Source organism: Azospirillum oryzae (assembly GCF_008364795.1).
In the GTDB taxonomy this organism is placed as follows: domain Bacteria; phylum Pseudomonadota; class Alphaproteobacteria; order Azospirillales; family Azospirillaceae; genus Azospirillum; species Azospirillum oryzae.
On record NZ_VTTM01000004.1, the window covers coordinates 315,903 to 335,992 of the forward strand.

Annotated in this window: 18 protein-coding genes and 1 pseudogene; 14 read left to right on the top strand and 5 right to left on the bottom strand. The window is 66.0% G+C overall.

What is annotated here, in order from left to right; genetic code table 11:
- The first annotated feature begins 97 nt into the window (after positions 1-97).
- Entirely contained in the window at positions 98-427 is a 330-nt protein-coding gene (locus tag FZ938_RS14790) for a hypothetical protein (protein WP_149199243.1), read from the top strand.
- A 15-nt stretch (positions 428-442) separates the two neighbouring features.
- On the opposite strand, the gene hemF is transcribed toward FZ938_RS14790, so the two are convergent.
- Entirely contained in the window at positions 443-1,330 is an 888-nt protein-coding gene (gene hemF / locus FZ938_RS14795; protein ID WP_149199244.1) for an oxygen-dependent coproporphyrinogen oxidase, read from the bottom strand.
- The gene (locus tag FZ938_RS14800; RefSeq protein ID WP_149199376.1) at positions 1,327-1,806 is read right to left on the bottom strand and encodes a tRNA (cytidine(34)-2'-O)-methyltransferase; all 480 of its coding nucleotides are present in this window, start codon (positions 1,804-1,806) and stop codon (positions 1,327-1,329) included. The genes hemF and FZ938_RS14800 overlap by 4 nt, the downstream gene beginning before the upstream one ends.
- Before the next feature lie 272 nt (positions 1,807-2,078).
- Between FZ938_RS14800 and petA the strand changes: the two genes are divergently transcribed.
- The 4 genes from petA (at position 2,079) to FZ938_RS14820 (ending at position 5,371) form a co-directional block, all read left to right on the top strand.
- A complete protein-coding gene (gene petA / locus FZ938_RS14805; protein WP_109075514.1) occupies positions 2,079-2,648 on the top strand; it encodes a ubiquinol-cytochrome c reductase iron-sulfur subunit in 570 nt (189 codons plus the stop codon).
- Between the two features lie 28 nt (positions 2,649-2,676).
- Positions 2,677-3,945, top strand: a complete 1,269-nt coding sequence (locus tag FZ938_RS14810; protein WP_149199245.1) for a cytochrome b — start codon at positions 2,677-2,679, stop codon at positions 3,943-3,945.
- Positions 3,945-4,706 (top strand): cytochrome c1, encoded by a 762-nt coding sequence (locus FZ938_RS14815; RefSeq protein ID WP_149199246.1) that lies wholly within the window; start codon positions 3,945-3,947, stop codon positions 4,704-4,706. Before FZ938_RS14810 ends, FZ938_RS14815 begins: the two co-directional genes overlap by 1 nt.
- Before the next feature lie 113 nt (positions 4,707-4,819).
- A complete protein-coding gene (locus tag FZ938_RS14820; protein WP_149199247.1) occupies positions 4,820-5,371 on the top strand; it encodes a DUF924 family protein in 552 nt (183 codons plus the stop codon).
- Positions 5,372-5,425: 54 nt separating this feature from the next.
- On the opposite strand, the gene FZ938_RS14825 is transcribed toward FZ938_RS14820, so the two are convergent.
- Positions 5,426-6,304, bottom strand: a complete 879-nt coding sequence (locus FZ938_RS14825) for a response regulator (protein ID WP_149199248.1) — start codon at positions 6,302-6,304, stop codon at positions 5,426-5,428.
- Between the two features lie 202 nt (positions 6,305-6,506).
- Here FZ938_RS14825 and FZ938_RS14830 point away from each other — a divergent pair, with 202 nt between their 5' ends.
- Positions 6,507-7,946 (top strand): diguanylate cyclase, encoded by a 1,440-nt coding sequence (locus tag FZ938_RS14830; protein ID WP_149199249.1) that lies wholly within the window; start codon positions 6,507-6,509, stop codon positions 7,944-7,946.
- On the opposite strand, the gene FZ938_RS14835 is transcribed toward FZ938_RS14830, so the two are convergent.
- Positions 7,918-9,366 (bottom strand): helix-turn-helix domain-containing protein, encoded by a 1,449-nt coding sequence (locus FZ938_RS14835; protein ID WP_149199250.1) that lies wholly within the window; start codon positions 9,364-9,366, stop codon positions 7,918-7,920. The genes FZ938_RS14830 and FZ938_RS14835 overlap by 29 nt on opposite strands.
- Before the next feature lie 231 nt (positions 9,367-9,597).
- On the opposite strand from FZ938_RS14835, the gene FZ938_RS14840 reads away from it, so the two are divergent.
- The 5 genes from FZ938_RS14840 to FZ938_RS14860 all read left to right on the top strand — a co-directional run bounded on the left by FZ938_RS14840 (position 9,598) and on the right by FZ938_RS14860 (position 16,996).
- Complete coding sequence (locus tag FZ938_RS14840; RefSeq protein ID WP_149199251.1) at positions 9,598-11,130, top strand: acyl-CoA carboxylase subunit beta; 1,533 nt, start codon at positions 9,598-9,600, stop codon at positions 11,128-11,130.
- Between the two features lie 11 nt (positions 11,131-11,141).
- A complete protein-coding gene (locus FZ938_RS14845; RefSeq protein ID WP_149199252.1) occupies positions 11,142-13,142 on the top strand; it encodes an acetyl-CoA carboxylase biotin carboxylase subunit in 2,001 nt (666 codons plus the stop codon).
- Between the two features lie 145 nt (positions 13,143-13,287).
- Complete coding sequence (gene scpA, locus FZ938_RS14850; RefSeq protein ID WP_149199253.1) at positions 13,288-15,441, top strand: methylmalonyl-CoA mutase; 2,154 nt, start codon at positions 13,288-13,290, stop codon at positions 15,439-15,441.
- A 169-nt stretch (positions 15,442-15,610) separates the two neighbouring features.
- Positions 15,611-16,303 (top strand): DUF2161 family putative PD-(D/E)XK-type phosphodiesterase, encoded by a 693-nt coding sequence (locus tag FZ938_RS14855; protein WP_149199254.1) that lies wholly within the window; start codon positions 15,611-15,613, stop codon positions 16,301-16,303.
- A gap of 66 nt (positions 16,304-16,369) precedes the next feature.
- Entirely contained in the window at positions 16,370-16,996 is a 627-nt protein-coding gene (locus tag FZ938_RS14860) for a MarC family protein (RefSeq protein ID WP_246457245.1), read from the top strand.
- Between the two features lie 93 nt (positions 16,997-17,089).
- On the opposite strand, the gene FZ938_RS14865 is transcribed toward FZ938_RS14860, so the two are convergent.
- Complete coding sequence (locus FZ938_RS14865) at positions 17,090-17,542, bottom strand: winged helix-turn-helix transcriptional regulator (protein ID WP_149199256.1); 453 nt, start codon at positions 17,540-17,542, stop codon at positions 17,090-17,092.
- 121 nt (positions 17,543-17,663) lie between these two features.
- Here FZ938_RS14865 and FZ938_RS14870 point away from each other — a divergent pair, with 121 nt between their 5' ends.
- The 3 genes and pseudogenes from FZ938_RS14870 (at position 17,664) to FZ938_RS14875 (ending at position 20,089) form a co-directional block, all read left to right on the top strand.
- Positions 17,664-18,386: a hypothetical protein gene (locus FZ938_RS14870; protein ID WP_149199257.1), complete on the top strand. Its 723-nt coding sequence runs from the start codon at positions 17,664-17,666 to the stop codon at positions 18,384-18,386.
- A 53-nt stretch (positions 18,387-18,439) separates the two neighbouring features.
- Positions 18,440-18,544: pseudogene (locus tag FZ938_RS31545) on the top strand (oxidoreductase); the annotation flags it as partial.
- Between the two features lie 147 nt (positions 18,545-18,691).
- A complete protein-coding gene (locus FZ938_RS14875) occupies positions 18,692-20,089 on the top strand; it encodes a cytochrome ubiquinol oxidase subunit I (RefSeq protein ID WP_174757027.1) in 1,398 nt (465 codons plus the stop codon).
- Position 20,090: the final 1 nt, after the last annotated feature.

Sequence of the window (20,090 nt, forward strand, 5' to 3'; positions counted from 1 at the left end):
CCGCTACCCCCTTCGGAGAGGGTTTCTTCGCAGTTGCAAAAACCCTATCCTGGCGCAGCCAGACCATCGGCCAGAAACACGAACGGAGTGCTTGAGCATGGACCGCAAGCCGGACGAGACGACGCTGACCGCCCATCTGCCGAACCTGGAAATCCAGATCCGCCACCGCGAGGCCGGCGACGATGGGGCGGAGGTGATCGCCATCCAGTTCCGTGCCACCCCATCCTTCGACGCTGTGGCCAAGCTGCTTGCCCCCAGCCTGATGACCCCGCTGCTGCTGGCCGGCCCCGTCGGCGGGAAGCCGGGTGCCGACCCGATGGCGGCGGCGGCCGGCATGGCCGAACTGTGGATGGCGCCGATGCGGCTGTGGGGCGAGATGGTGCGGCAGGCCTGGGCGCCCTGGGTTCAGATAGGGCAGCGCCGCTAGGTCTGGGCCTTCAGGTCACGGCCACTTCACCTCGGGCGGCAAGCTCATCAGGATCGCCTCGGTGTTGCCGCCGGTCTTCAGGCCGAAGGTGGTGCCGCGGTCGTAGAGCAGGTTGAACTCGACGTACCGGCCGCGGCGGACCAGCTGGTGCTCGCGCTGCTCGGCGGTCCAGGGCCGGTTCATGTGCCGGCGGACCAGCGCGGCGTAGCTGTCAAGGAAGGCGGTGCCGACATCGCGGGTGAAGGCGAAATCGGCCTCCCAGTCGCCCGACTCGAGATTGTCGAAGAAGATGCCGCCGACACCGCGCGCCTCGTCCCGGTGAGGCAGGTAGAAATAGCGGTCGCACCACTCCTTGTAGCGCGGGTAATAGTCCGGGTCGTGGCGGTCGCAGGCGGCGCGCAGGCCGGCATGGAAGTCGTCGGTGTCCCGGTCGTCCGGGATCATCGGCGTCAGGTCGGCGCCGCCGCCGAACCAGCCCTTGGTCGTCACGATGTGGCGGGTGTTCATGTGGGTGGCCGGCACCAGCGGCGAGCGCATGTGCGCCACCAGACTGATCCCCGCCGCCCAGAACGCGCCGGTCTCGGCCGCACCGGGGATGTTGGCGCGGAATTCCGGGCTGAAGGTGCCGTGGACGGTCGAGATGTTGACCCCGACCTTCTCGAACACCCGGCCCTTCATCACCGACATGGTGCCGCCGCCGCCCTCGCCGCCGGCATGATCCGGACGGGTCCAGCTCTTGCGCTCGAACCGGCCGGGCGGCAGGTCGGCATGGGTGCCGGTCAGCTCGTCCTCCAGCGTCTCGAAGGCGGCGCAGATGCGGTCGCGCAACTCCTGGAACCAGGCGGCGGCGCGGGCCTTGCGGTCTTCGATGATACTGGGGTCGGCTGACGTGGCGGCTGTCATGGCGTTTCCGGCTGTGCGGGAGCGTATGCGGCGAATGCGGCAGTCTGCCGCATGGCCTCACCCAACACCATCGCTGCGCTGACCGCAACGTTCAAGGAGCGGGCGGGCGGCACCATCGGGATCACCAGCCGGGCGTCGGCGGCGTCATGGACCTCGTCGGGCACTCCGGCGCTCTCGCGGCCGACCAGGATGCGGTCGCCGGGGGCGAAGCGGAAGTCGGTGTAGGGGATCGCCGCCCGCGTGGTCAGCAGCACCAGCCGTCCGGCCTGCGGCGCCGCGCGGTACGCGGACCACGAGCTGTGCCGTACCCAGTCGAGATGGTCCAGATAGTCCATCCCGGCGCGCCGCAACCGGCGGTCATCCAGCACGAAGCCGCAGGGTTCGATCAGGTCGAGCGCGACGCCGAGCCCCGCCGCGAGTCGCATCAGGGTCCCCGCATTCTGCGGAATGTCGGGTTCGAACAGCACAAGGCGCAACGCGGGCCTTGCTTCGAAGTGTTTGTTTTGCATACAAATGTTCTTGCCCTTCGCACACGCGACAAATTGTCCCCCGGCCAAGGACTTTTCAAGATGTCGACGCGACGGTATACCGCAGGTCTGAATCCGGAGATACCCACTCCGGACCGACGCGGCATGCCTGAGGGTTTTCCTTCCGGCGGGCGGGCTAGCCGCGTCTTGCAGTATTACGGTCCATCGGTCGTCCGGCGCGGGCAAAGGGCGTCGGGCATGCCTTGAGGAGAAACAGGCTTATGGCTCAGACCACGCATCCGCCCGGGACGGGTGGCCACGCGGCCTCCGGCGGCGAGGGGGGTTCCCGCCGCGATTTTCTGTATCTTGCCACCGGTGCGGTCGGCGTCGTCGGGGCGGCCTCGGCGGCTTGGCCCTTCATCGACAGCCTGAACCCGGCGGCCGACACCCTGGCGCTCGCCTCCATCGACGTCGATCTGGCCCCCGTGGCCGTCGGCCAGGCGATCACGGTCACCTGGCGCGGAAAGCCTGTCTTTGTCCGCCACCGCACCGCCGAAGAGATCGAGTCCGCCAAGACGGTCAATCTGGGCGATCTGCGCGATCCGGTTGCCGACGATGCCCGCGTGAAGAAGCCGGAATGGCTGATCGTCATCGGCATCTGCACGCATCTGGGCTGTGTGCCGCTCGGGCAGAAGGTCACCGATCCGCGCGGCGACTATGGCGGGTGGTTCTGCCCCTGCCACGGCTCGCACTACGACACCGCTGGGCGCATCCGCAAGGGCCCGGCCCCCGCCAACCTTGTCCTTCCGACGTACGCCTTCACCGGCGATACCAAGATCCGGCTCGGTTAAGCGGCCCAACGGTTCTGGAGACCCCGAGATGGCTCAGGTTCAAGCCACCAAGTTCAAGAATCCGGTCGTGAACTGGATCGACAGCCGCCTGCCGATCTTCACGATGCTGGATCACGAGTACAACCACTACCCGATGCCGCGGAACGTCAACTATCTGTGGGCGTTCGGTGCCATTGCCGGCATCATGCTGGTCATCATGATCGCCACCGGCCTGTTCCTGGCGATGCAGTACTCGTCGCACACCTCGCTGGCCTTCAATTCGGTCGAGCGCATCATGCGCGACGTGAATTACGGCTGGCTGCTGCGCTATGTGCACGCCAACGGCGCGTCGATGTTCTTCATCGCCGTCTACATCCACATGTTCCGCGGCATGTATTACGGCTCCTACAAGGCGCCGCGCGAGATCCTGTGGATCCTGGGCGTCATCATCTTCCTCGTCATGATGGGCACCGCCTTCATGGGCTATGTGCTGCCCTGGGGCCAGATGAGCTTCTGGGGCGCCACCGTCATCACGAACCTGTTCTCTGCCTTCCCGATCGTCGGCGATCCCATCGTCACGCTGCTGTGGGGCGGCTTCTCGGTCGACAACCCGACGCTGAACCGCTTCTTCGCGCTGCATTTCCTGCTGCCCTTCGTCCTGCTGGGTCTGGTGATCCTGCATACGGCGGCGCTGCATGTCTGCGGTTCGAACAACCCGCTCGGCATCGAGCCCAAGGGGCCGCAGGACACCGTTCCGTTCAACCCCTACGTGACGGTCAAGGACGGCTTCGCCGTGGTGATCTTCCTGATCATCTACGCGGTGTTCGTGTTCTTCATGCCGAACTACATGGGCCATCCGGACAACTACATTCCGGCCAACCCGCTGGTGACCCCGGCGCACATCGTTCCGGAATGGTACTTCCTGCCCTTCTACGCCATGCTGCGCGCGATCCCGGACAAGCTGGGCGGCGTGCTGGCGATGTTCGGCTCGATTGCGCTGCTGGCCTTCCTGCCGTGGCTCGACCGCTCCAAGATCCGCAGCTGCAAGTTCCGCCCGATCTACCGCCAGTTCTTCTGGATCCTGGCGATCGACGCCCTGATCCTGGGCTATGCCGGTTCGCAGCCGGCCGAGGGGTCGTGGCTGCTGATCGCGCGTATCGGCACCGCCTACTACTTCTTCCACTTCCTGATCCTGCTGCCGTTGCTGGGCAAGCTGGAGCGCACGCCTCCGCTTCCCACCAGCATCTCCGAGTCCGTTCTGAAGGGCGGTGGTGGCATCGCCGCCGGCGCCCATGCCAAGCCGATGGAGAAGGCCTGATGCGCGCGTTGAAGACTGCAATCCTTTCGGCGGCGCTGGCGCTCGGCATCGCCGGGGCCGCGCAGGCCTCCGAAGGCGTGCACATCCCCAAGCAGAGCTGGCCGCATTCCGGCATCTTCGGCACCATCGACAAGGCGGCGGCGCAGCGCGGCTTCCAGATCTACAAGGAAGTCTGCTCGGCCTGCCATTCGATGCATCTGGTGCCGATCCGCACGCTGGCCGGCATCGGCTTCAAGGAAGACGAGCTGAAGGCGCTCGCCGCCGGCTATGAGGTGCAGGCCGGTCCGAACGACGCGGGCGAGATGTTCATGCGTCCGGGCATCCCGGCCGACCGCTTCCCGTCGCCGTTCCCGAACGACCAGGCCGCCCGCGTGGCGAACAACGGCGCGCTGCCGCCGGACCTGTCGCTGATGGCCAAGGCCCGTGTCGGCGGCGAGGATTACCTCTACGCCTTCCTGACCGGCTTCGGGGAGCCGCCGCCCGACGTCCACATCATGGACGGCATGAACTACAACAAGGTGTTCCCCGGCCATCAGGTCGGCATGCCGAACATCCTGCAGCCCGACGGCGTCGCCTTCGCCGACGGCACCAAGGCGACGGTGGAGCAGCAGGCGCACGACGTTGCGACCTTCCTGACCTTCGTCGCCGAACCGCACCTGGATGCCCGCAAGCAGATGGGCGTCAAGGTCATCCTGTTCCTGCTGGTGCTGGCCGGCCTGATGTACGCCGCCAAGCGCAAGCTGTGGAGCACGCTGCACTGAGCCCGACGGTTCGGTGAGGCGATTTGAGACCTGGACAGGGCGCCCCGTTGGGCGCCCTGTTCCTGTTTGGGGGAACGGGTCGTCGGACATCGGATACCGGGACGGAGAGGATAATGGTGGACAAGCTGATCGACGAGATCGTCGATTTCTGGTTCGACGAGGCGATGAAGCCCTATTGGTTCCGCAAATCGGCCAGCTTCGACCGGGCGGTCGCCGATACGCTGGGCCCGCATTACGAGGCGGCGGCGCGCGGCGATTACGATCATTGGATGGACGATGTCGACGGCTGCATCGCGCTGTGCGTGCTGCTGGATCAGGTGCCGCGCAACATGTTCCGCGACGACCCGCGCGCCTTCGCCACCGACGACAAGGCGCGGGCCGTCAGCGACCATGCCGTCGCCAACGGCTTCGATCTGGAATGCACGACCGACGAGCGGATCTTCCTCTACCTGCCCTTCGAGCATCACGAGGATATGGCGAGCCAGGACCGCTCCGTCGCCCTGTTCACCGAGCGGGTGGGTGATGAGACGACGGTGCGCTATGCCCGGCGGCACCGCGAGATCATCCAGCGGTTCGGCCGCTTTCCCCACCGCAACGCCATCCTCGGCCGTCCCGGCACACCGGACGAGGACGCCTTCCTGAAGGAGCCGGACTCGTCCTTCTGACCCAACGTTTTGACCCAACCTTCTGACGCGGGCCAGGTTCCTCGGACCCGTCAATCAAGCCGGTTGCGGCGCCAGCCAGCGTTCCAGGGCGCCCAGCAGGTCGGCGCGACGGACCGGTTTGGTCAGATAGTCGTTCATCCCGGCGGACAGGCAGCGGATGCGGTCTTCCGGCTGGGCATTGGCGGTGACGGCGATGATCGGGATGCGGCCCCGCCCGTCGCCCAGCCGGCGGATGGTGGCGGTCGCCGTCACCCCGTCCATGTCGGGCATGGCGACGTCCATCAGCACCGCTTCGGGCGGAACCGGCGCCTGGGCGACGGCCTCCACCGCTTCCGCTCCGCCATTGGCGGTTTCGACCGAGAAGCCCGCTTTGGCGAGCAGCCCGGCGACAACCATGCGGTTGGTGGCGCTGTCGTCCACCACCAGCAGCCGGCCGCCCCGCGCGCGCGCCCAGTTCATCAGCCGCTCGGCGTCGGTGGCGCGCGACGGCAGGGCGACCGGCATGTCCAGCACCGCCCGCCGCATCCCGTCGGCATGATGTTCCACCGTCATCTGGGCGCCCAGTGCCGCCAGCAGGCGTCGGGCGAGTTCCTGACCGAAGCCGGCCTCGCCATGGCTGTCGAAACGTCCGGTCAGCTCGGTCCGCAGGGTCACCCGCTCGTCCCCGGCCGGCAGGGCCGACAGGCGGACGTCCAGCCGGCCGGGGCCGGCATTGGCGATGGCACTGGCGGTCAGCGCGTTGCACAACGCGCCCGCGGTTTCCGCATCGCCCACCAGCCGCGGCGGCGTGCCGCTCAGCACGCTCACGTCCAGGGCGATGCCGCGTCCCTGGGCCAGGGTCGCGGTCGACACCGACAGCATGCGCGCCAGCGCTTCGGGAGCGAAGGCCGTCCCCCGCCGGTTGGGGGCGTGATGCAGATTGTCACCGTCCATGGCCCGCCATTGGCAAAATGCGAAGCAGCTTGCAGCGATCGGGCCGGAAAACGACCGAGGTCAGCGCTCCGGCCGATCTTGCGACCCATTCTCAGCAAGTTGCGGGCCAGCGGCCCATCATTTCTCAAGCCCTGTTCCACGAAGCGCGTTATCCTTCCGCGGTATACCTGGGTAGGCTGGCCGACGCCGGAGAAGTGGCTCTATGGCAGAAACGATGGCCGGGCGACCGTTGGGCCGGCTGCGGCACATTCTTGCGGCGCTTGCGGTTCCGGCACAACTGCTGGCCGGTGCGGCGGCACATGCCGGCGAGGCGGTCCCTTATTGCACCGATCCGGATTGGCCGCCTTACGAATCGATCACCGCCGATGGAAAGCACCAGGGAATCGCCGCGGACCTGCTGGCCCTGGTTTCGGAGCGCGCCGGTGTGGACCTGCGTGTCCTGCCGACCCATGATTGGGAGGATAGCATCGCGGCGGCACGCGATGGGCGTTGCCGTTTCCTCAGCTTTCTGAACCGGACGCCCACCCGCGAGGAGTGGCTGGCCTTCACCGAACCGCTGTTCGTCGATCCCAATGTGCTGGTGACGCGGGAGAATCACGACTATGTCGCCGATCTCGCCGGCGTCAGCGGCGAGACGATGGTGCTTCCCAAGGGTACGTCGATCGAAGAGAGGGTGCGGCGCGATTTCCCCAACCTGCGCATCGTCCTGGTCGACAGTGAGGCCGACGCATTTGCCATGGTGTCCCGTGGCAAGGCGGACATGACGCTGCGATCGCTGACGGTCGCCGTCTACACCATCAAGACGGCCGGCTGGTTCAACCTGAAGGTTGCGGGCCATCTGCCGGGCTATGAGAATCTGCTGCGGATCGGCGTGCGCCGGGACGAGCCGGACCTGCTGGCGGCCCTCGACCGCGGGGTCCGGACGATCTCGGCCGCCGAGCGGACCGCCATTGCCAACCGTCATGTCGCCATTCAGGTCCAGTCGCCGCTCGACCGCTGGACATTGGCGAAACTGCTGGTGATTCCGGCGGTGGTCGTTCTGACGAGCCTGTTCTGGATCGTCAAGCTCATGCGGGTGAACGAGCGGCTGCGGGTGCAGTCGCGCACCGACGTCTTGACCGGCCTTGCCAATCGCAGCCGCCTGAATGACGTCTGCAGTTCGGAAATGGAACGGGCCGTCCGTTATGGCAGGCCGATGTCGATCATCCTCATCGATCTGGACCATTTCAAGCAGGTCAACGACCGCCACGGCCATGTCTTCGGCGATCAGGTCCTGATCGAGTTCGCCGGTCTGGCCCGCGAAGCGCTGCGGTCGACCGATACGGTCGGCCGGTGGGGTGGCGAGGAATTCCTGATCCTCTGCCCGGAGACCAGCCTGGAAGCCGCCTTTGCGCTTGCCGAGCGGTTGCGGCGGACCATGCGCGCCTATGGCTTCCCCAACGGCCACCGGCAGACCGGCAGTTTCGGCGTCGCCGGCTTCCGGGACGGCGACAGCATCGACCGCCTGCTGATCCGGGCCGACAATGCGCTTTACCGGGCCAAGGGCGAAGGGCGTGACCGGGTCGTTCTCGAAGATGGCGACGGGGGCGACGCGATCCCGGCCGGTGCGACCGTCAACCGGACCGTGTGTCCGGCGGATTGAACAGATAGGGCACGAAGCTGCGGTGATGCTCGTTCACCCGCAACTCGCTGCCGATCGGCGGGAAGGCTCGCTGCTGGCAGTCGGTGCGCTCGCACAGGCGACAGTTCACGCCGATCGGCACCGCGGCCTTCATGTCGGTGATGTCGATACCGGCGGCATAGACCAGCTCCGGCGCGTGGCTCGCCTCGCAGCCCAACCCGACGGCGAACTGCCGTGACGGCTTCAGATAGGCGCCGCCGCGCTTGGTCACCGTGCGGGCGATGCTGATATAGGCGGTGCGGTCGGGCATCTGGGCGAACTGCACCAGGATCTTGCCGGGCTGGGCGAAGGCCTCGTGCACGTTCCACAGCGGGCAGGCGCCGCCGAAACGGGCGAAGTGGAAGCGCGTGGCGGAATGGCGCTTGGTGATGTTGCCGGCCATGTCGACCCGCACGAAATAGAAGGGCAGGCCGCGCGCCCCCGGCCGCTGCAGGGTGGACAGCCGGTGGCAGACCTGTTCGAAGCTGGCGGAAAAGCGGCTTTGCAGTTGCTCCACATCGTGGCGCAGGGCGCGGGCCTGCGCGGCGAAGGCGCGGTAGGGCAGGACCAGCGCCCCGGCGAAATAATTGGCAAGCCCGACCCGGCAGATCGACCGGGCATCCTCGCTGGAGAATTTCGCCTGATCCACCAGCTCGTCGATCTGGTCGCCGAATTCCAGCAGCGCGATCTGGTTCGCCATGTGGAAGGCGCGGCTGGAACTGGTCAACAGGGCCGACAGCCGCAGCGTCCCGGTGGTGGCGTCGTAGCTGCGCATGGCGGTTTCGCCCGCCTCGTCGGCGACGATCTTCACCCGCACGTCGTGGCGGCGCTTCAGATAGGCGGCCAGTTCGTTCAGCAGCGATCCGGAATGGATCTTCTCGGTATCCCACAGCCGCTCCGCCGCCTCGTCCAGCGGGCCGATGTAATTGTTGCAATAGTGGAAATAGTCCCGAACCTCTTCGTACGGAAATTGCGGCCCGGCGAAGCTGTCGCCCTGTTCGCGGTTGGACAGGCTGTCGGCCAGCGACTGCACCCGCTCATGCAGCTTCTGATAGGCCTGATGCAGGCTGAGCACCCGGCGGGCCAGTTCCGGGCTTGAGCCGACCACGCTGCGCAACTCCGCCGCGGTCAGCGGCGCACCGGCGAACAGCGGGTCGGCCAGCGCCTCGCGCAGGTCGGAGACCAGCCGGCTGTCCTCGTCCTCCAGGAAGGCGGAGAGTTCCAGTTCGAAGATGGCGGCGATCCGCATCAGGACCGGCAGGGTCAGCGGGCGCTGGTTGTTCTCCAACTGGTTGAGATAGCTGGGAGAAAGCTCCAGTGTCTTGGCCAGCGACGCCTGGGTCAGGCCGCGCTGTTCGCGCAGGCGGCGCAGCTTGTAGCCAAGGAATAGCTTCTTTTGCATGCGTATAAAATCCCGCCCCGGAGACGGCCTTGGAAACCGGCCGTTCTTCGCAATCTTAGCAAGCGCTAACCCGCGTTTGCAAAGGGCTTCGCAACTTCGCACCTTTTTGCGAAGAGGCTGTTTGAAGCGCTGCGAAGTTTGTGAATAATCCGCGGCGTTCCGGTGAATGATTGCGTCGCTTGCCGCCGGAGCGGGGACCGTCACTGCGACGCCAAGGATTGGAAACGCCCGATGCAAGACATTCTGGCCAAGTTGGAGTCCAAGCGCGCCGCGGCGCGGCTGGGCGGCGGTGAGAAGCGCATCGCCGGCCAGCACGCCAAAGGCAAGCTGACCGCGCGCGAGCGGATCGACCTGTTCCTCGACGAAGGGTCGTTCGAGGAGTTCGACATGTTCGTCGAACATCGCTGCATCGACTTCGGCATGGAAAACCAGAAGGTTCCGGGCGACGGCGTGGTGACCGGCCACGGCACCGTCAACGGCCGCCTCGTCTTCGTCTTCAGCCAGGACTTCACGGTCTTCGGCGGCGCGCTGTCCGAAGCGCATGCCGAGAAGATCTGCAAGATCATGGACCAGGCGCTGAAGGTCGGCGCCCCCGTCATCGGCCTGAACGATTCGGGCGGCGCCCGCATCCAGGAAGGCGTCGCCTCTCTCGGCGGCTATGCCGAGGTGTTCCAGCGCAACGTCGACGCCTCCGGCGTCATCCCGCAGATTTCGCTCATCATGGGGCCGTGCGCCGGTGGCGCGGTGTACTCGCCGGCGATGACCGACTTCATCTTCATGGTGAAGGACAGTTCCTATATGTTCGTCACCGGCCCGGATGTGGTGAAGACCGTCACCCACGAGGTCGTGACCGCCGAAGAGCTGGGCGGCGCCGTCACCCACTCCACCAAGTCGGGCGTGGCCGATCTGGCCTTCGAGAACGATGTCGAGGCGCTGCTGCAGCTGCGCCGCTTCGTCGATTTCCTGCCGTCGTCGAACCGCGAGAAGGCGCCGGTCCGTCCCTGCGCCGATCCGCTGGACCGCGAGGACTTCTCGCTCGACACGCTGGTGCCGGAGAACCCGAACAAGCCCTACGACATGAAGGAGCTGATCCTCAAGATCGTGGACGAGGGCGATTTCTTCGAACTCCAGCCGGAATACGCCAAGAACATCCTCATCGGCTTCGCCCGCATGAACGGCTCCACGGTCGGCATCGTCGCCAACCAGCCGATGGTGCTCGCCGGCTGCCTGGACATCGACAGCTCCAAGAAGGCGGCGCGCTTCGTCCGCTTCTGCGACGCCTTCGAAATCCCGATCCTGACCCTGGTCGACGTCCCCGGCTTCATGCCCGGCACCAGCCAGGAGTATGGCGGCATCATCAAGCACGGCGCCAAGCTGCTGTACGCGTACGCCGAGGCGACCGTGCCGAAGGTGACGGTCATCACCCGCAAGGCGTACGGCGGCGCGTACGACGTGATGTCGTCCAAGCATCTGCGCGGCGACGTCAACTATGCGTGGCCCTCGGCCGAAATCGCGGTGATGGGCGCCAAGGGCGCGGTGGAAATCATCTTCCGCAGCGACATCGGCGACGCCGAGAAGATCGAGGCGCGTACGGAAGAGTACAAGCAGAAGTTCGCCAATCCCTTCGTCGCCGCGTCGCGCGGTTACATCGACGATGTCATCATGCCGCACGGCACCCGCCGCCGCATCACGAAGGCGCTGTCCATGCTGAAGAACAAGCAGCTCCAGAACCCCTGGCGCAAGCACGACAACATTCCGCTGTGAGGGCCGGCAGCATGTTCGAGAAGATCCTCATCGCCAATCGTGGCGAGATCGCCTGCCGCGTCATCCGCACGGCACGCCGCATGGGCATCAAGACCGTCGCGGTCTATTCCGACGCCGACAAGAACGCCCTGCATGTCGAGATGGCCGACGAGGCCGTCCATATCGGCGCCGCCCCGTCCGCCCAGAGCTATCTGCTGGTCGACCGCATCGTCGAGGCCTGCAAGAAGACCGGCGCCCAGGCCGTCCATCCCGGCTACGGCTTCCTGTCCGAGAAGCGCGAGTTCCAGGAGGCGCTGGCAGCCGCCGGCATCGCCTTCATCGGTCCGGACGCCCACGCCATCCAGGCGATGGGCGACAAGATCGAGTCCAAGAAGCTGGCGAAGGCCGCCGGCGTGTCGACCGTCCCCGGCTATCTCGGCGTCATCGCCGACGACAGCGAGGCGGTGACCATTGCCCGCGACATCGGCTATCCGGTGATGATCAAGGCGTCGGCCGGCGGCGGCGGCAAGGGCATGCGCGTGGCCTGGAACGATGAGGAGGCGCGCGAGGGCTTCCGCTCGGCCCAGAACGAGGCCCGTTCCAGCTTCGCCGACGACCGTGTGTTCGTCGAGAAGTACATCCAGCAGCCGCGCCACATCGAAATCCAGGTTCTGGCCGACGGTCAGGGCACCTGCCTGTATCTGGGCGAGCGTGAATGCTCGATCCAGCGCCGCCACCAGAAGGTCATCGAGGAGGCGCCGAGCCCGTTCCTCGACGCCGCCACCCGCAAGGCGATGGGCGAGCAGGCGGTGGCCCTGGCCAACGCGGTGCAGTACAAGTCGGCCGGCACGGTGGAGTTCATCGTCGACGCCGAGCGCAACTTCTACTTCCTGGAGATGAACACCCGTCTTCAGGTCGAACATCCGGTCACCGAGCTGATCACCGGCCTCGACCTCGTCGAGCAGATGATCCGCGTCGCCTACGGCGAGAAGCTGACGATCAAGCAGGACGACGTGAAGCTGACCGGCTGGGCCGTCGAGGCGCGCGTCTATGCCGAGGATCCCTTCCGCAACTTCCTGCCCTCCACCGGCCGCCTGACCCATTACCAGCCGCCGGCCGCCGACCCGCATGTCCGCGTCGACACCGGCGTGTTCGAGGGCGGCGAGATCTCGATGTATTACGATCCGATGATCGCCAAGCTCTGCACCTGGGGATCGACGCGCGACGCGGCGATCGCCGGCATGCGCGAGGCGCTGGACCAGTATTACATCCGTGGCGTCAGCCACAACATCCCGTTCCTTGCCTCGCTGATGGCGAACCAGCGCTTCGTCGACGGGCGGCTGACCACCAACTTCATCGCCGAGGAATATCCGAACGGCTTCCACGCCTCCGACCTGCCGCCGGAAGACCCGGCCGTGCTGATCGCGGTGGCGGCGGTGATCCATCGCAGCCTGAACGACCGCGACATCCAGATCTCCGGCAGGATGCCCGGCAGCAAGGTGACGGTGCGCGACGACTGGGTGGTGGTGCTGGACGGCACCCAGCATCCGGTGCACCTGCACCCGGCCGACGGCAGCCCGCAGCGCATCGGCTACACCGTCGACATCGACGGCAAGCACCACACGGTGTGGAGCGATTGGCGGATCGGCGAGCCGCTGTTCCGCGGCACGGTCAACGGCCAGCATGTCTGCGTGCAGATCGACCGCGTCGGCGTCGGCTATCGCCTGCACCACAGCGGATCGCAGGCCATCGTCAAGGTTCTGACCCCGAAGGCGGCCAAGCTGGACGCGCTGATGCCGGTCAAGGCGCCGCCGGACATGTCGAAGTTCCTGCTGTCGCCGATGCCGGGCCTGCTGGTGTCCCTGGCGGTGTCGGAAGGCCAGGAGGTCAAGGCCGGCGAAGTGCTGGCCGTGGTCGAGGCCATGAAGATGGAAAACATCCTGCGTGCCGCGCAGGACGGAACGGTCGCGAAAATCCACGCAGCCCCGGGCAGCAGCCTGGCGGTCGATCAGAAGATCGTGGAATTCGCGTAACCGTATAATAAGAAGAACAGTACCGAGAGGAAGCGTACCCCCTTGCCCCTCTTCCAATGGTTCATGGGACCGTTGGAAGGGGGTGCATCCGGAGGAAACGCACTGATACCCTACCAGCGCCATAAGAAGCCATCAGGAGGCGTCGATGACCGAGTTCCCGAAGAAGACCCTTGCCGATTGGGACAAGCTGGCCGCCAAGGATCTCGGCGCCGACGGTGACCTTTCCAAGCTGGTTTGGAAGACCCCGGAAGGTCTGGACGTCAAGGCGCTCTACACCGCCGCCGATCTGGAAGGGATGGAGCTGGACACGCTGCCCGGCTTCCCGCCCTTCACCCGCGGCCCGCGCGCCACGATGTACGCGGTGAAGCCCTGGACCATCCGGCAATATGCCGGCTTCTCCACCGCTGAGGAGTCGAACGCCTTCTACAAGGCCAACCTCAAGGCCGGCCAGATGGGCCTGTCGGTGGCCTTCGACCTTGCCACCCACCGCGGCTATGACAGCGACCATCCCCGCGTCGTCGGCGATGTCGGCAAGGCCGGCGTGGCGATCGACAGCGTCGAGGACATGAAGGTTCTCTTCGCCGACATCCCGCTCGACAAGATGTCGGTGTCGATGACCATGAACGGCGCGGTGTTGCCGATCCTGGCCGGCTACATCGTCGCGGCGGAGGAGCAGGGCGTTTCCCAGGACAAGCTGAGCGGGACCATCCAGAACGACATCCTCAAGGAGTTCATGGTCCGCAACACCTACATCTACCCGCCCGAACCCTCGATGCGGATCATCGCCGACATCATCGAGTACACCTCCCAGCACATGCCGAAGTTCAACTCGATCTCGATCTCCGGCTATCACATGCAGGAGGCCGGGGCGACGGCGGTGCAGGAGCTGGCCTTCACCATCGCCGACGGCCTCGAATATGTCCGCGCGGCGATGTCCAAGGGGCTGCCGGTCGACAAGTTCGCGCCGCGCCTGTCCTTTTTCTTCTCCATCGGCATGAATTTCTTCATGGAGATCGCCAAGCTGCGCGCCGCGCGCCTGCTGTGGTCGTCCCTGATGCAGGAGAAGTTCCAGCCGAAGGACGCCCGCTCCCTGGCTCTGCGCACCCACTGCCAGACCTCAGGCGTCTCGCTGACCGAGCAGGACCCCTACAACAACGTCATCCGCACCACCATCGAGGCGATGGCCGCGGTGCTGGGCGGCACCCAGTCGCTGCACACCAACGCCTTCGACGAGGCGCTGGGCCTGCCAACCAAATTCTCCGCCCGCATCGCCCGCAACACCCAGCTGATCATCGCCGAGGAAGCCGGCGTGACCAAGGTGGTCGATCCGCTCGGCGGCTCCTACTACATCGAGCATCTGACCAACAGCCTCGCCAATGCCGCGCTGGAGCTGATCGGCCGCGTCGAGGAGATGGGCGGCATGACCAAGGCGGTCGAGAGCGGCATGCCCAAGCTGCTGATCGAGGAGGCCGCCGCCCGCCGTCAGGCCGCCATCGACCGCGGCGAGGAGGTGATCGTCGGCGTCAACAAGTACCGTCCGGAGAACCCCGAGGGGGTGGACGTGCTGGACATCGACAACACCGCCGTCCGCGAGGCGCAGATCGCCCGACTGAAGCAGATTCGCGCCAGCCGCGACGAGGCCAAGTGCCAGGAGGCGTTGGCAGCATTGACCAAGGCCGCCACCGAGAAGACCGGCAACCTGCTGGCCCTGTCGGTCGAGGCCACCCGCGCCCGCGCCACCGTCGGCGAGATCTCCGATGCGCTGGAGAAGGCCTTCACCCGCCATGTCGCCGTCATCCGCTCGGTGTCCGGCGTCTACGGCTCGGCCTATGAGGGCGACGAGGGCTTCAGGAAGATCCAGGAGGAGGTGGCGTCCTTCGCCGCCGAGGAAGGCCGCCGGCCGCGCATCCTGGTGGTGAAGATGGGCCAGGACGGCCACGACCGCGGCGCCAAGGTGATCGCCACCAGCTTCGCCGACATCGGCTTCGACGTCGACATCGGCCCGCTGTTCCAGACCCCGGACGAGGCGGCGCGGCAGGCGGTGGAGAACGACGTGCACGTCATCGGCGTGTCGTCCCAGGCCGCCGGCCACAAGACGCTGGTGCCGCAGTTGATCGAGGAACTGCGCCGCCAAGGCGCCGGCGACATCCTGGTGGTGTGCGGCGGCGTGATCCCGCCGCAGGATTACGACTTCCTCTACAAGGCGGGTGCGGCGGCGATCTACGGGCCGGGCACCAACATCCCGAAGGCGGCGTCGGACATCCTGGGCATCCTGCGCAAGCAGAAGACGGCGGCTTGACGCTGTCTTTCCAGTAACCTAAGCCCTCTCCCGTCCCGGGAGAGGGAGGGGACCCGCCGCAGGCGGGGAGGGTGAGGGGTGGTGCAAGGAACCATGCGCTTCTGGTTTCTTGGATCACCCCTCACCCGGCGCTTCGCGCCAACCTCTCCCGGGACGGGAGAGGGGATTGATGACCGTCACCGCCGAAACCGACCTCTACGTGCCCGTCAAATCCTTCCTCGAAGCCCAGGGCTACGACGTGAAGGCGGAGATCCATGGCTGCGATCTCGTCGCCACGCGCGGTGCCGAGCCGCCGGTGATCGTCGAACTGAAAAAGCGCTTCACACTCGACCTCGTGCTGCAGGGGGTGGACCGGCTGGCGATCAGCGACAGCGTCTATCTCGCCGTGCCGCAGCCGGGGCGCAAGGCCACCGGGCCGTCTCCCCTCGACGGCGACGTGAAGAAGCTCTGCCGGCGACTGGGGCTCGGCCTGCTGATGGTCGATCCGGGGCTGGCGGAGGAGCGGCGCGTCACCGTGCTGCTCGATCCCGTCCCCTATACCCCGCGCAAGGACAAGAAGCGCACCACACGCCTGCTGGGCGAGCATGCCCGCCGGGTCGGCGATCCCAACCGGGGTGGCTCCACCCGCGTCGCCATCGTCACCGCCTACCGTCAGGATGCGTTGCGCATCGCCCGCCTGCTGCGCGGCGGGCCGCTGACCGTCGCGGCCCTGCGCAACGCGGGGGCGCCGAAGGATGTCGGGCCGATGCTGCTGCGCAACGTCTATGGCTGGTTCGAGCGGGTGGGGCGTGGCACCTACGCGCTGACCCCGGCGGGCGTGCAGGGGGTGGAGGCGTTCGCCCACGCCCTGGCGGAGGCGTGACACCCCGCGCCGCCAAGCCTATGATCTTCGCCGTCAATCCATGAATGCAAATGGCTGGAGCCCGCTTTGTCGGACTACATCAGCAATCTCGTCGTCTTTTTCGTCGTCGTCGATCCGCCGGGGCTGGTGCCGCTGTTCATCGCGCTGACCCGCGGCTTCGACGAGCGGCACAAACGGATCATCGCGCTGCGCGGCACCGCCATCGCCTTCGTGGTGCTGGTCTTCTTCGCCTATTTCGGCAAGGTGGTGCTGCAGACCCTGTCGATCGAGATGCCGGCCTTCCGTATCGCCGGCGGGGCGCTGCTGTTCTGGATCGCTTTCGAGATGCTGTTCGGCAAGCGCTCCGAACGCAAGGAGCGCGACACCGGCGAGGCGATGACCGACGAGGACGCGCACGATGTCGCCGTCTTCCCGCTGGCGGTGCCGCTGATCGCCGGGCCGGGCGCCATCACCTCCATCCTGCTGCTGATGGACCGCGTCGGCACCACGGCGGCGGGTCAGGTCAGCGTGCTGGGGGCGGCGGCGACGGTGATCGGCGGGGTGACGCTGATCCTGCTGGGGGCCGACCGGGTCGGGCGGCTGCTCGGCCGCACGGTGATCCACACGGTCAGCCGGGTGCTCGGCATCGTGTTGGCGGCCCTGGCAGCGCAGACGGTGATTTCCGGCATCACGGCGGTCTATCCACCCCACTGACCGCCGGGCGGTGTCGCCGCCTCCTCCGGAGCAACGAGGCTAAACGACCGCTCTGCATTTTTCACTCGGCCGGACGTTCACCTCGCGCCATGGCTATGCTCCCGCTCGGGTAAGCCGGAAATCGCGGGAGCCGAGAGCGCGGCCGTCCTGCGCCAGCAGCCGCAATTTGGCGAGTGGCTGTCCGCTTGGTTTGTCGACCATCGCGATGTCGAGTTCACCGGGCTCGAAGCAGTGTTCCTCACCCCACTGCCAGAGTGCAATGAGGATGATATGGAGTTGCTCCCCCTTCGGGGTGAGCACGTAAAGATGACTGAGCGCGGAATCCGGGTCCGGCTCGATGACGAATATTCCATTTTCGACCAGCTTCTTGAGGCGGCTTGAAAGGATGTTTTTCGCAAGCCCCAAGCTCTTCTGGAACTCGCTGAATCGCTGCTTTCCTCCGAATGCTTCGCGCACGATCAGCAGCGACCACCAATCGCCGATGACCTGAAGGGCGCGGGCGATCCCGCAGTTTGCCTGCCCCAGGTCCTTGCGCTTTCCCTTCATTCGCTTCTCCGTTCGCCGCGATCAATAGGGTTGCAAAATTAAACCATTTCGGTCAGATGTCGATAGGTTGCAAAGTTAAACCATTCGGCGTGGATGCCGGTGTCAGAAACGGAGGTATGAGATGAGCGACTTGTTGGAACTTGCTGTTTCAGCGCATGGCGGTTGGGAGCGCTGGCAGAGGCTCAGGACGGTGAGCGCGCATGTCTCGGTCGGCGGGGGCGTCTGGCCCCTCAAGGGCTGGCCGGACGTGTTCAAGGACGCTCAGGTCTCGATCGACCCTCACAGGCAGCACACCGAATATTCGCCCTTCGTCCAGGCTGGTCGGCACACGCTATTCGACGCCGGGCGCACGGCGGTCGTGACCGATGGCGGGGAAGTCGTCGAGCAGCGTGAGGAAGCGAGGAAGGCGTTCGCAGGCCATACCCTGACGACGCCGTGGGATGCCCAGCATCTGATCTACTTCACCGGCTACGCCATGTGGACCTACCTGACCACGCCCTTTCTCTTCAAGCTCCCAGGGGTCGAGAGCCAGGAAGTCGAACCGTGGGTGACGGAAGAGGGAGAGACGTGGCGCCGTCTGAAGGTGACGTTCCCGTCGTGCATCGAGACGCATTCGACCGAGCAGACCTTCTATTTCGATTCCTCGGGGATTCTCCAGCGTCATGACTACAGCGCGGATGTCCTGGGCGGGACGTCGAGCGCCAATTATGCGACGGAACACGAGACGTTCGGCGGTTTCGTCTTCCCGACCAAGCGGCGCGTATATGCGATCGGCGAGAACAACCTGCCCCTGCGTGAGCGCGTGGCGGTTGCCATCGACTTCCTCGCCATTGACGTGGCGTGACAGCGGATCTGTCGATGGCCTGATCAGCTCCCTTTTCACCTTTGAAGCTCGGCGCTGGGTTCGACGGTGTCGAGCTTTACGGGGCGAACGGCTACCTCATCGACCAGTTCCTGCAGGCGAACACGAATCGATGGGCGGATCGCTATGGCGGCTCCATAATCCCATGTGCTGTCGGGTTTAAGCCTGAAAGACTAGTCCCCCTTTCCGCGGCAATCGCCCATCCTACATCGCCTCCTGCCACAGCTGCGCCGGCCATTCTCCCGGCGGAAGCGCATCATCGCGCCCAAACAAAAGAGGCGGCGGCCATGGAACTCGATCCACTGATCCTGTCGCGAATCCAGTTCGCGTTCACGATCTCCTTCCACATCCTGTTTCCCAGCTTTACCGTGGGACTTGCCTGCTGGATCGCGCTGTTGGAAGCGCTGTGGGTGGGCACCGGCAAGGGCATCTACCGCAGCCTGTCGGAGTTCTGGACGCGGATCTTCGCGCTGTCCTTCGGCCTGGGCGTGGTGTCGGGCATCGTCATGTCCTATCAGTTCGGCACCAACTGGAGCCGCTGGTCCGACACGGTGGGCAATGTGCTAGGTCCGCTGATCCAGTACGAGGTGGTGACCGCCTTCTTCCTGGAGGCCGCCTTTCTCGGCATCCTGCTGTTCGGGCGCGACCGGGTGCCGCGCGGCATCCACCTGATGGCGGCCTGTCTGGTGGCGCTGGGCACGCTGCTGTCGTCCTTCTGGATCCTGTCGGCCAACAGCTGGATGCACACTCCGGCCGGCTTCGAGATCCGGGACGGCCGGTACTTCGTCACCGACTGGTGGCAGGTGGTGTTCAACCCGTCCTTCCCCTATCGCCTGGCCCACATGGTGACGGCGATGTTCCTGACCACCAGCTTCGTCGTCGCCGGCATCAGCGCCTTCTACCTGCTGAAACGCCGGCATCTCGACCATGCGAAGCTGGGGCTCGGCATGGCGCTCGGCCTCATCACCGTTCTGGCGCCCCTGCAGATTTTCCTCGGCGACGAGCATGGGCTGAACACGCTGGAATACCAGCCGGCCAAGATCGCTGCGATGGAAGGCAATTGGGAGGGCGGCCCGCGTGCTCCGCTGGTGCTGTTCGCCATCCCCGACGTGAAGGCGGAGACCAATCATCTGGAGATCGGCATCCCGGCCCTGTCCAGCCTGATCCTGACCCATGACTTCAACGGCACGGTCCCCGGCCTGAAGCAGTTCCCGGCCGACGAGCGGCCCGATCCGCGCATCATCTTCTGGACCTTCCGCCTGATGGTCGGCATCGGCCTGTTGATGCTGACGGTGGCGGCGGTGCATCTGGTGCTGCGCTTCCGCGGCCGGCTTTTCACCAGCGACTGGTTCCTGCGCGTGCTGGTCGGCTGCATGCCCATCGGCTTCGTCGCCATCCTGGCCGGCTGGTTCACCACCGAGATCGGGCGTCAGCCCTGGGCCGTCTATGGCCATCTGCGCACGGCCGATGCGGTGACGCCGTCGTTGACGACGGAGGCGGCGCTGATTTCGCTGCTGTCCTTTGTCGTCGCCTACACCATCATCTATGGCGCCGGCACCTATTACCTGATCCGCCTGCTGCGCACCGGCCCGACGCACATTCACGATGCCCCCCAACCGCCGGAGGCGCAGAGCCCGAAACGGCCGCTGTCGGCCACCGACCAGTCCCTCGAAGCGGCGGAGTAAG

Coding starts and splice junctions, on each gene's coding strand:
- FZ938_RS14790 (WP_149199243.1), top strand. CDS start 98: ATGGACCGCAAGCCGGACGAGACGACGCTGACCGCCCATCTGCCGAAC.
- hemF (WP_149199244.1), bottom strand. CDS start 1,330: ATGACAGCCGCCACGTCAGCCGACCCCAGTATCATCGAAGACCGCAAG.
- petA (WP_109075514.1), top strand. CDS start 2,079: ATGGCTCAGACCACGCATCCGCCCGGGACGGGTGGCCACGCGGCCTCC.
- FZ938_RS14810 (WP_149199245.1), top strand. CDS start 2,677: ATGGCTCAGGTTCAAGCCACCAAGTTCAAGAATCCGGTCGTGAACTGG.
- FZ938_RS14815 (WP_149199246.1), top strand. CDS start 3,945: ATGCGCGCGTTGAAGACTGCAATCCTTTCGGCGGCGCTGGCGCTCGGC.
- FZ938_RS14820 (WP_149199247.1), top strand. CDS start 4,820: ATGGTGGACAAGCTGATCGACGAGATCGTCGATTTCTGGTTCGACGAG.
- FZ938_RS14825 (WP_149199248.1), bottom strand. CDS start 6,304: ATGGACGGTGACAATCTGCATCACGCCCCCAACCGGCGGGGGACGGCC.
- FZ938_RS14830 (WP_149199249.1), top strand. CDS start 6,507: ATGGCAGAAACGATGGCCGGGCGACCGTTGGGCCGGCTGCGGCACATT.
- FZ938_RS14835 (WP_149199250.1), bottom strand. CDS start 9,366: ATGCAAAAGAAGCTATTCCTTGGCTACAAGCTGCGCCGCCTGCGCGAA.
- FZ938_RS14840 (WP_149199251.1), top strand. CDS start 9,598: ATGCAAGACATTCTGGCCAAGTTGGAGTCCAAGCGCGCCGCGGCGCGG.
- FZ938_RS14845 (WP_149199252.1), top strand. CDS start 11,142: ATGTTCGAGAAGATCCTCATCGCCAATCGTGGCGAGATCGCCTGCCGC.
- scpA (WP_149199253.1), top strand. CDS start 13,288: ATGACCGAGTTCCCGAAGAAGACCCTTGCCGATTGGGACAAGCTGGCC.
- FZ938_RS14855 (WP_149199254.1), top strand. CDS start 15,611: ATGACCGTCACCGCCGAAACCGACCTCTACGTGCCCGTCAAATCCTTC.
- FZ938_RS14865 (WP_149199256.1), bottom strand. CDS start 17,542: ATGAAGGGAAAGCGCAAGGACCTGGGGCAGGCAAACTGCGGGATCGCC.
- FZ938_RS14870 (WP_149199257.1), top strand. CDS start 17,664: ATGAGCGACTTGTTGGAACTTGCTGTTTCAGCGCATGGCGGTTGGGAG.
- FZ938_RS14875 (WP_174757027.1), top strand. CDS start 18,692: ATGGAACTCGATCCACTGATCCTGTCGCGAATCCAGTTCGCGTTCACG.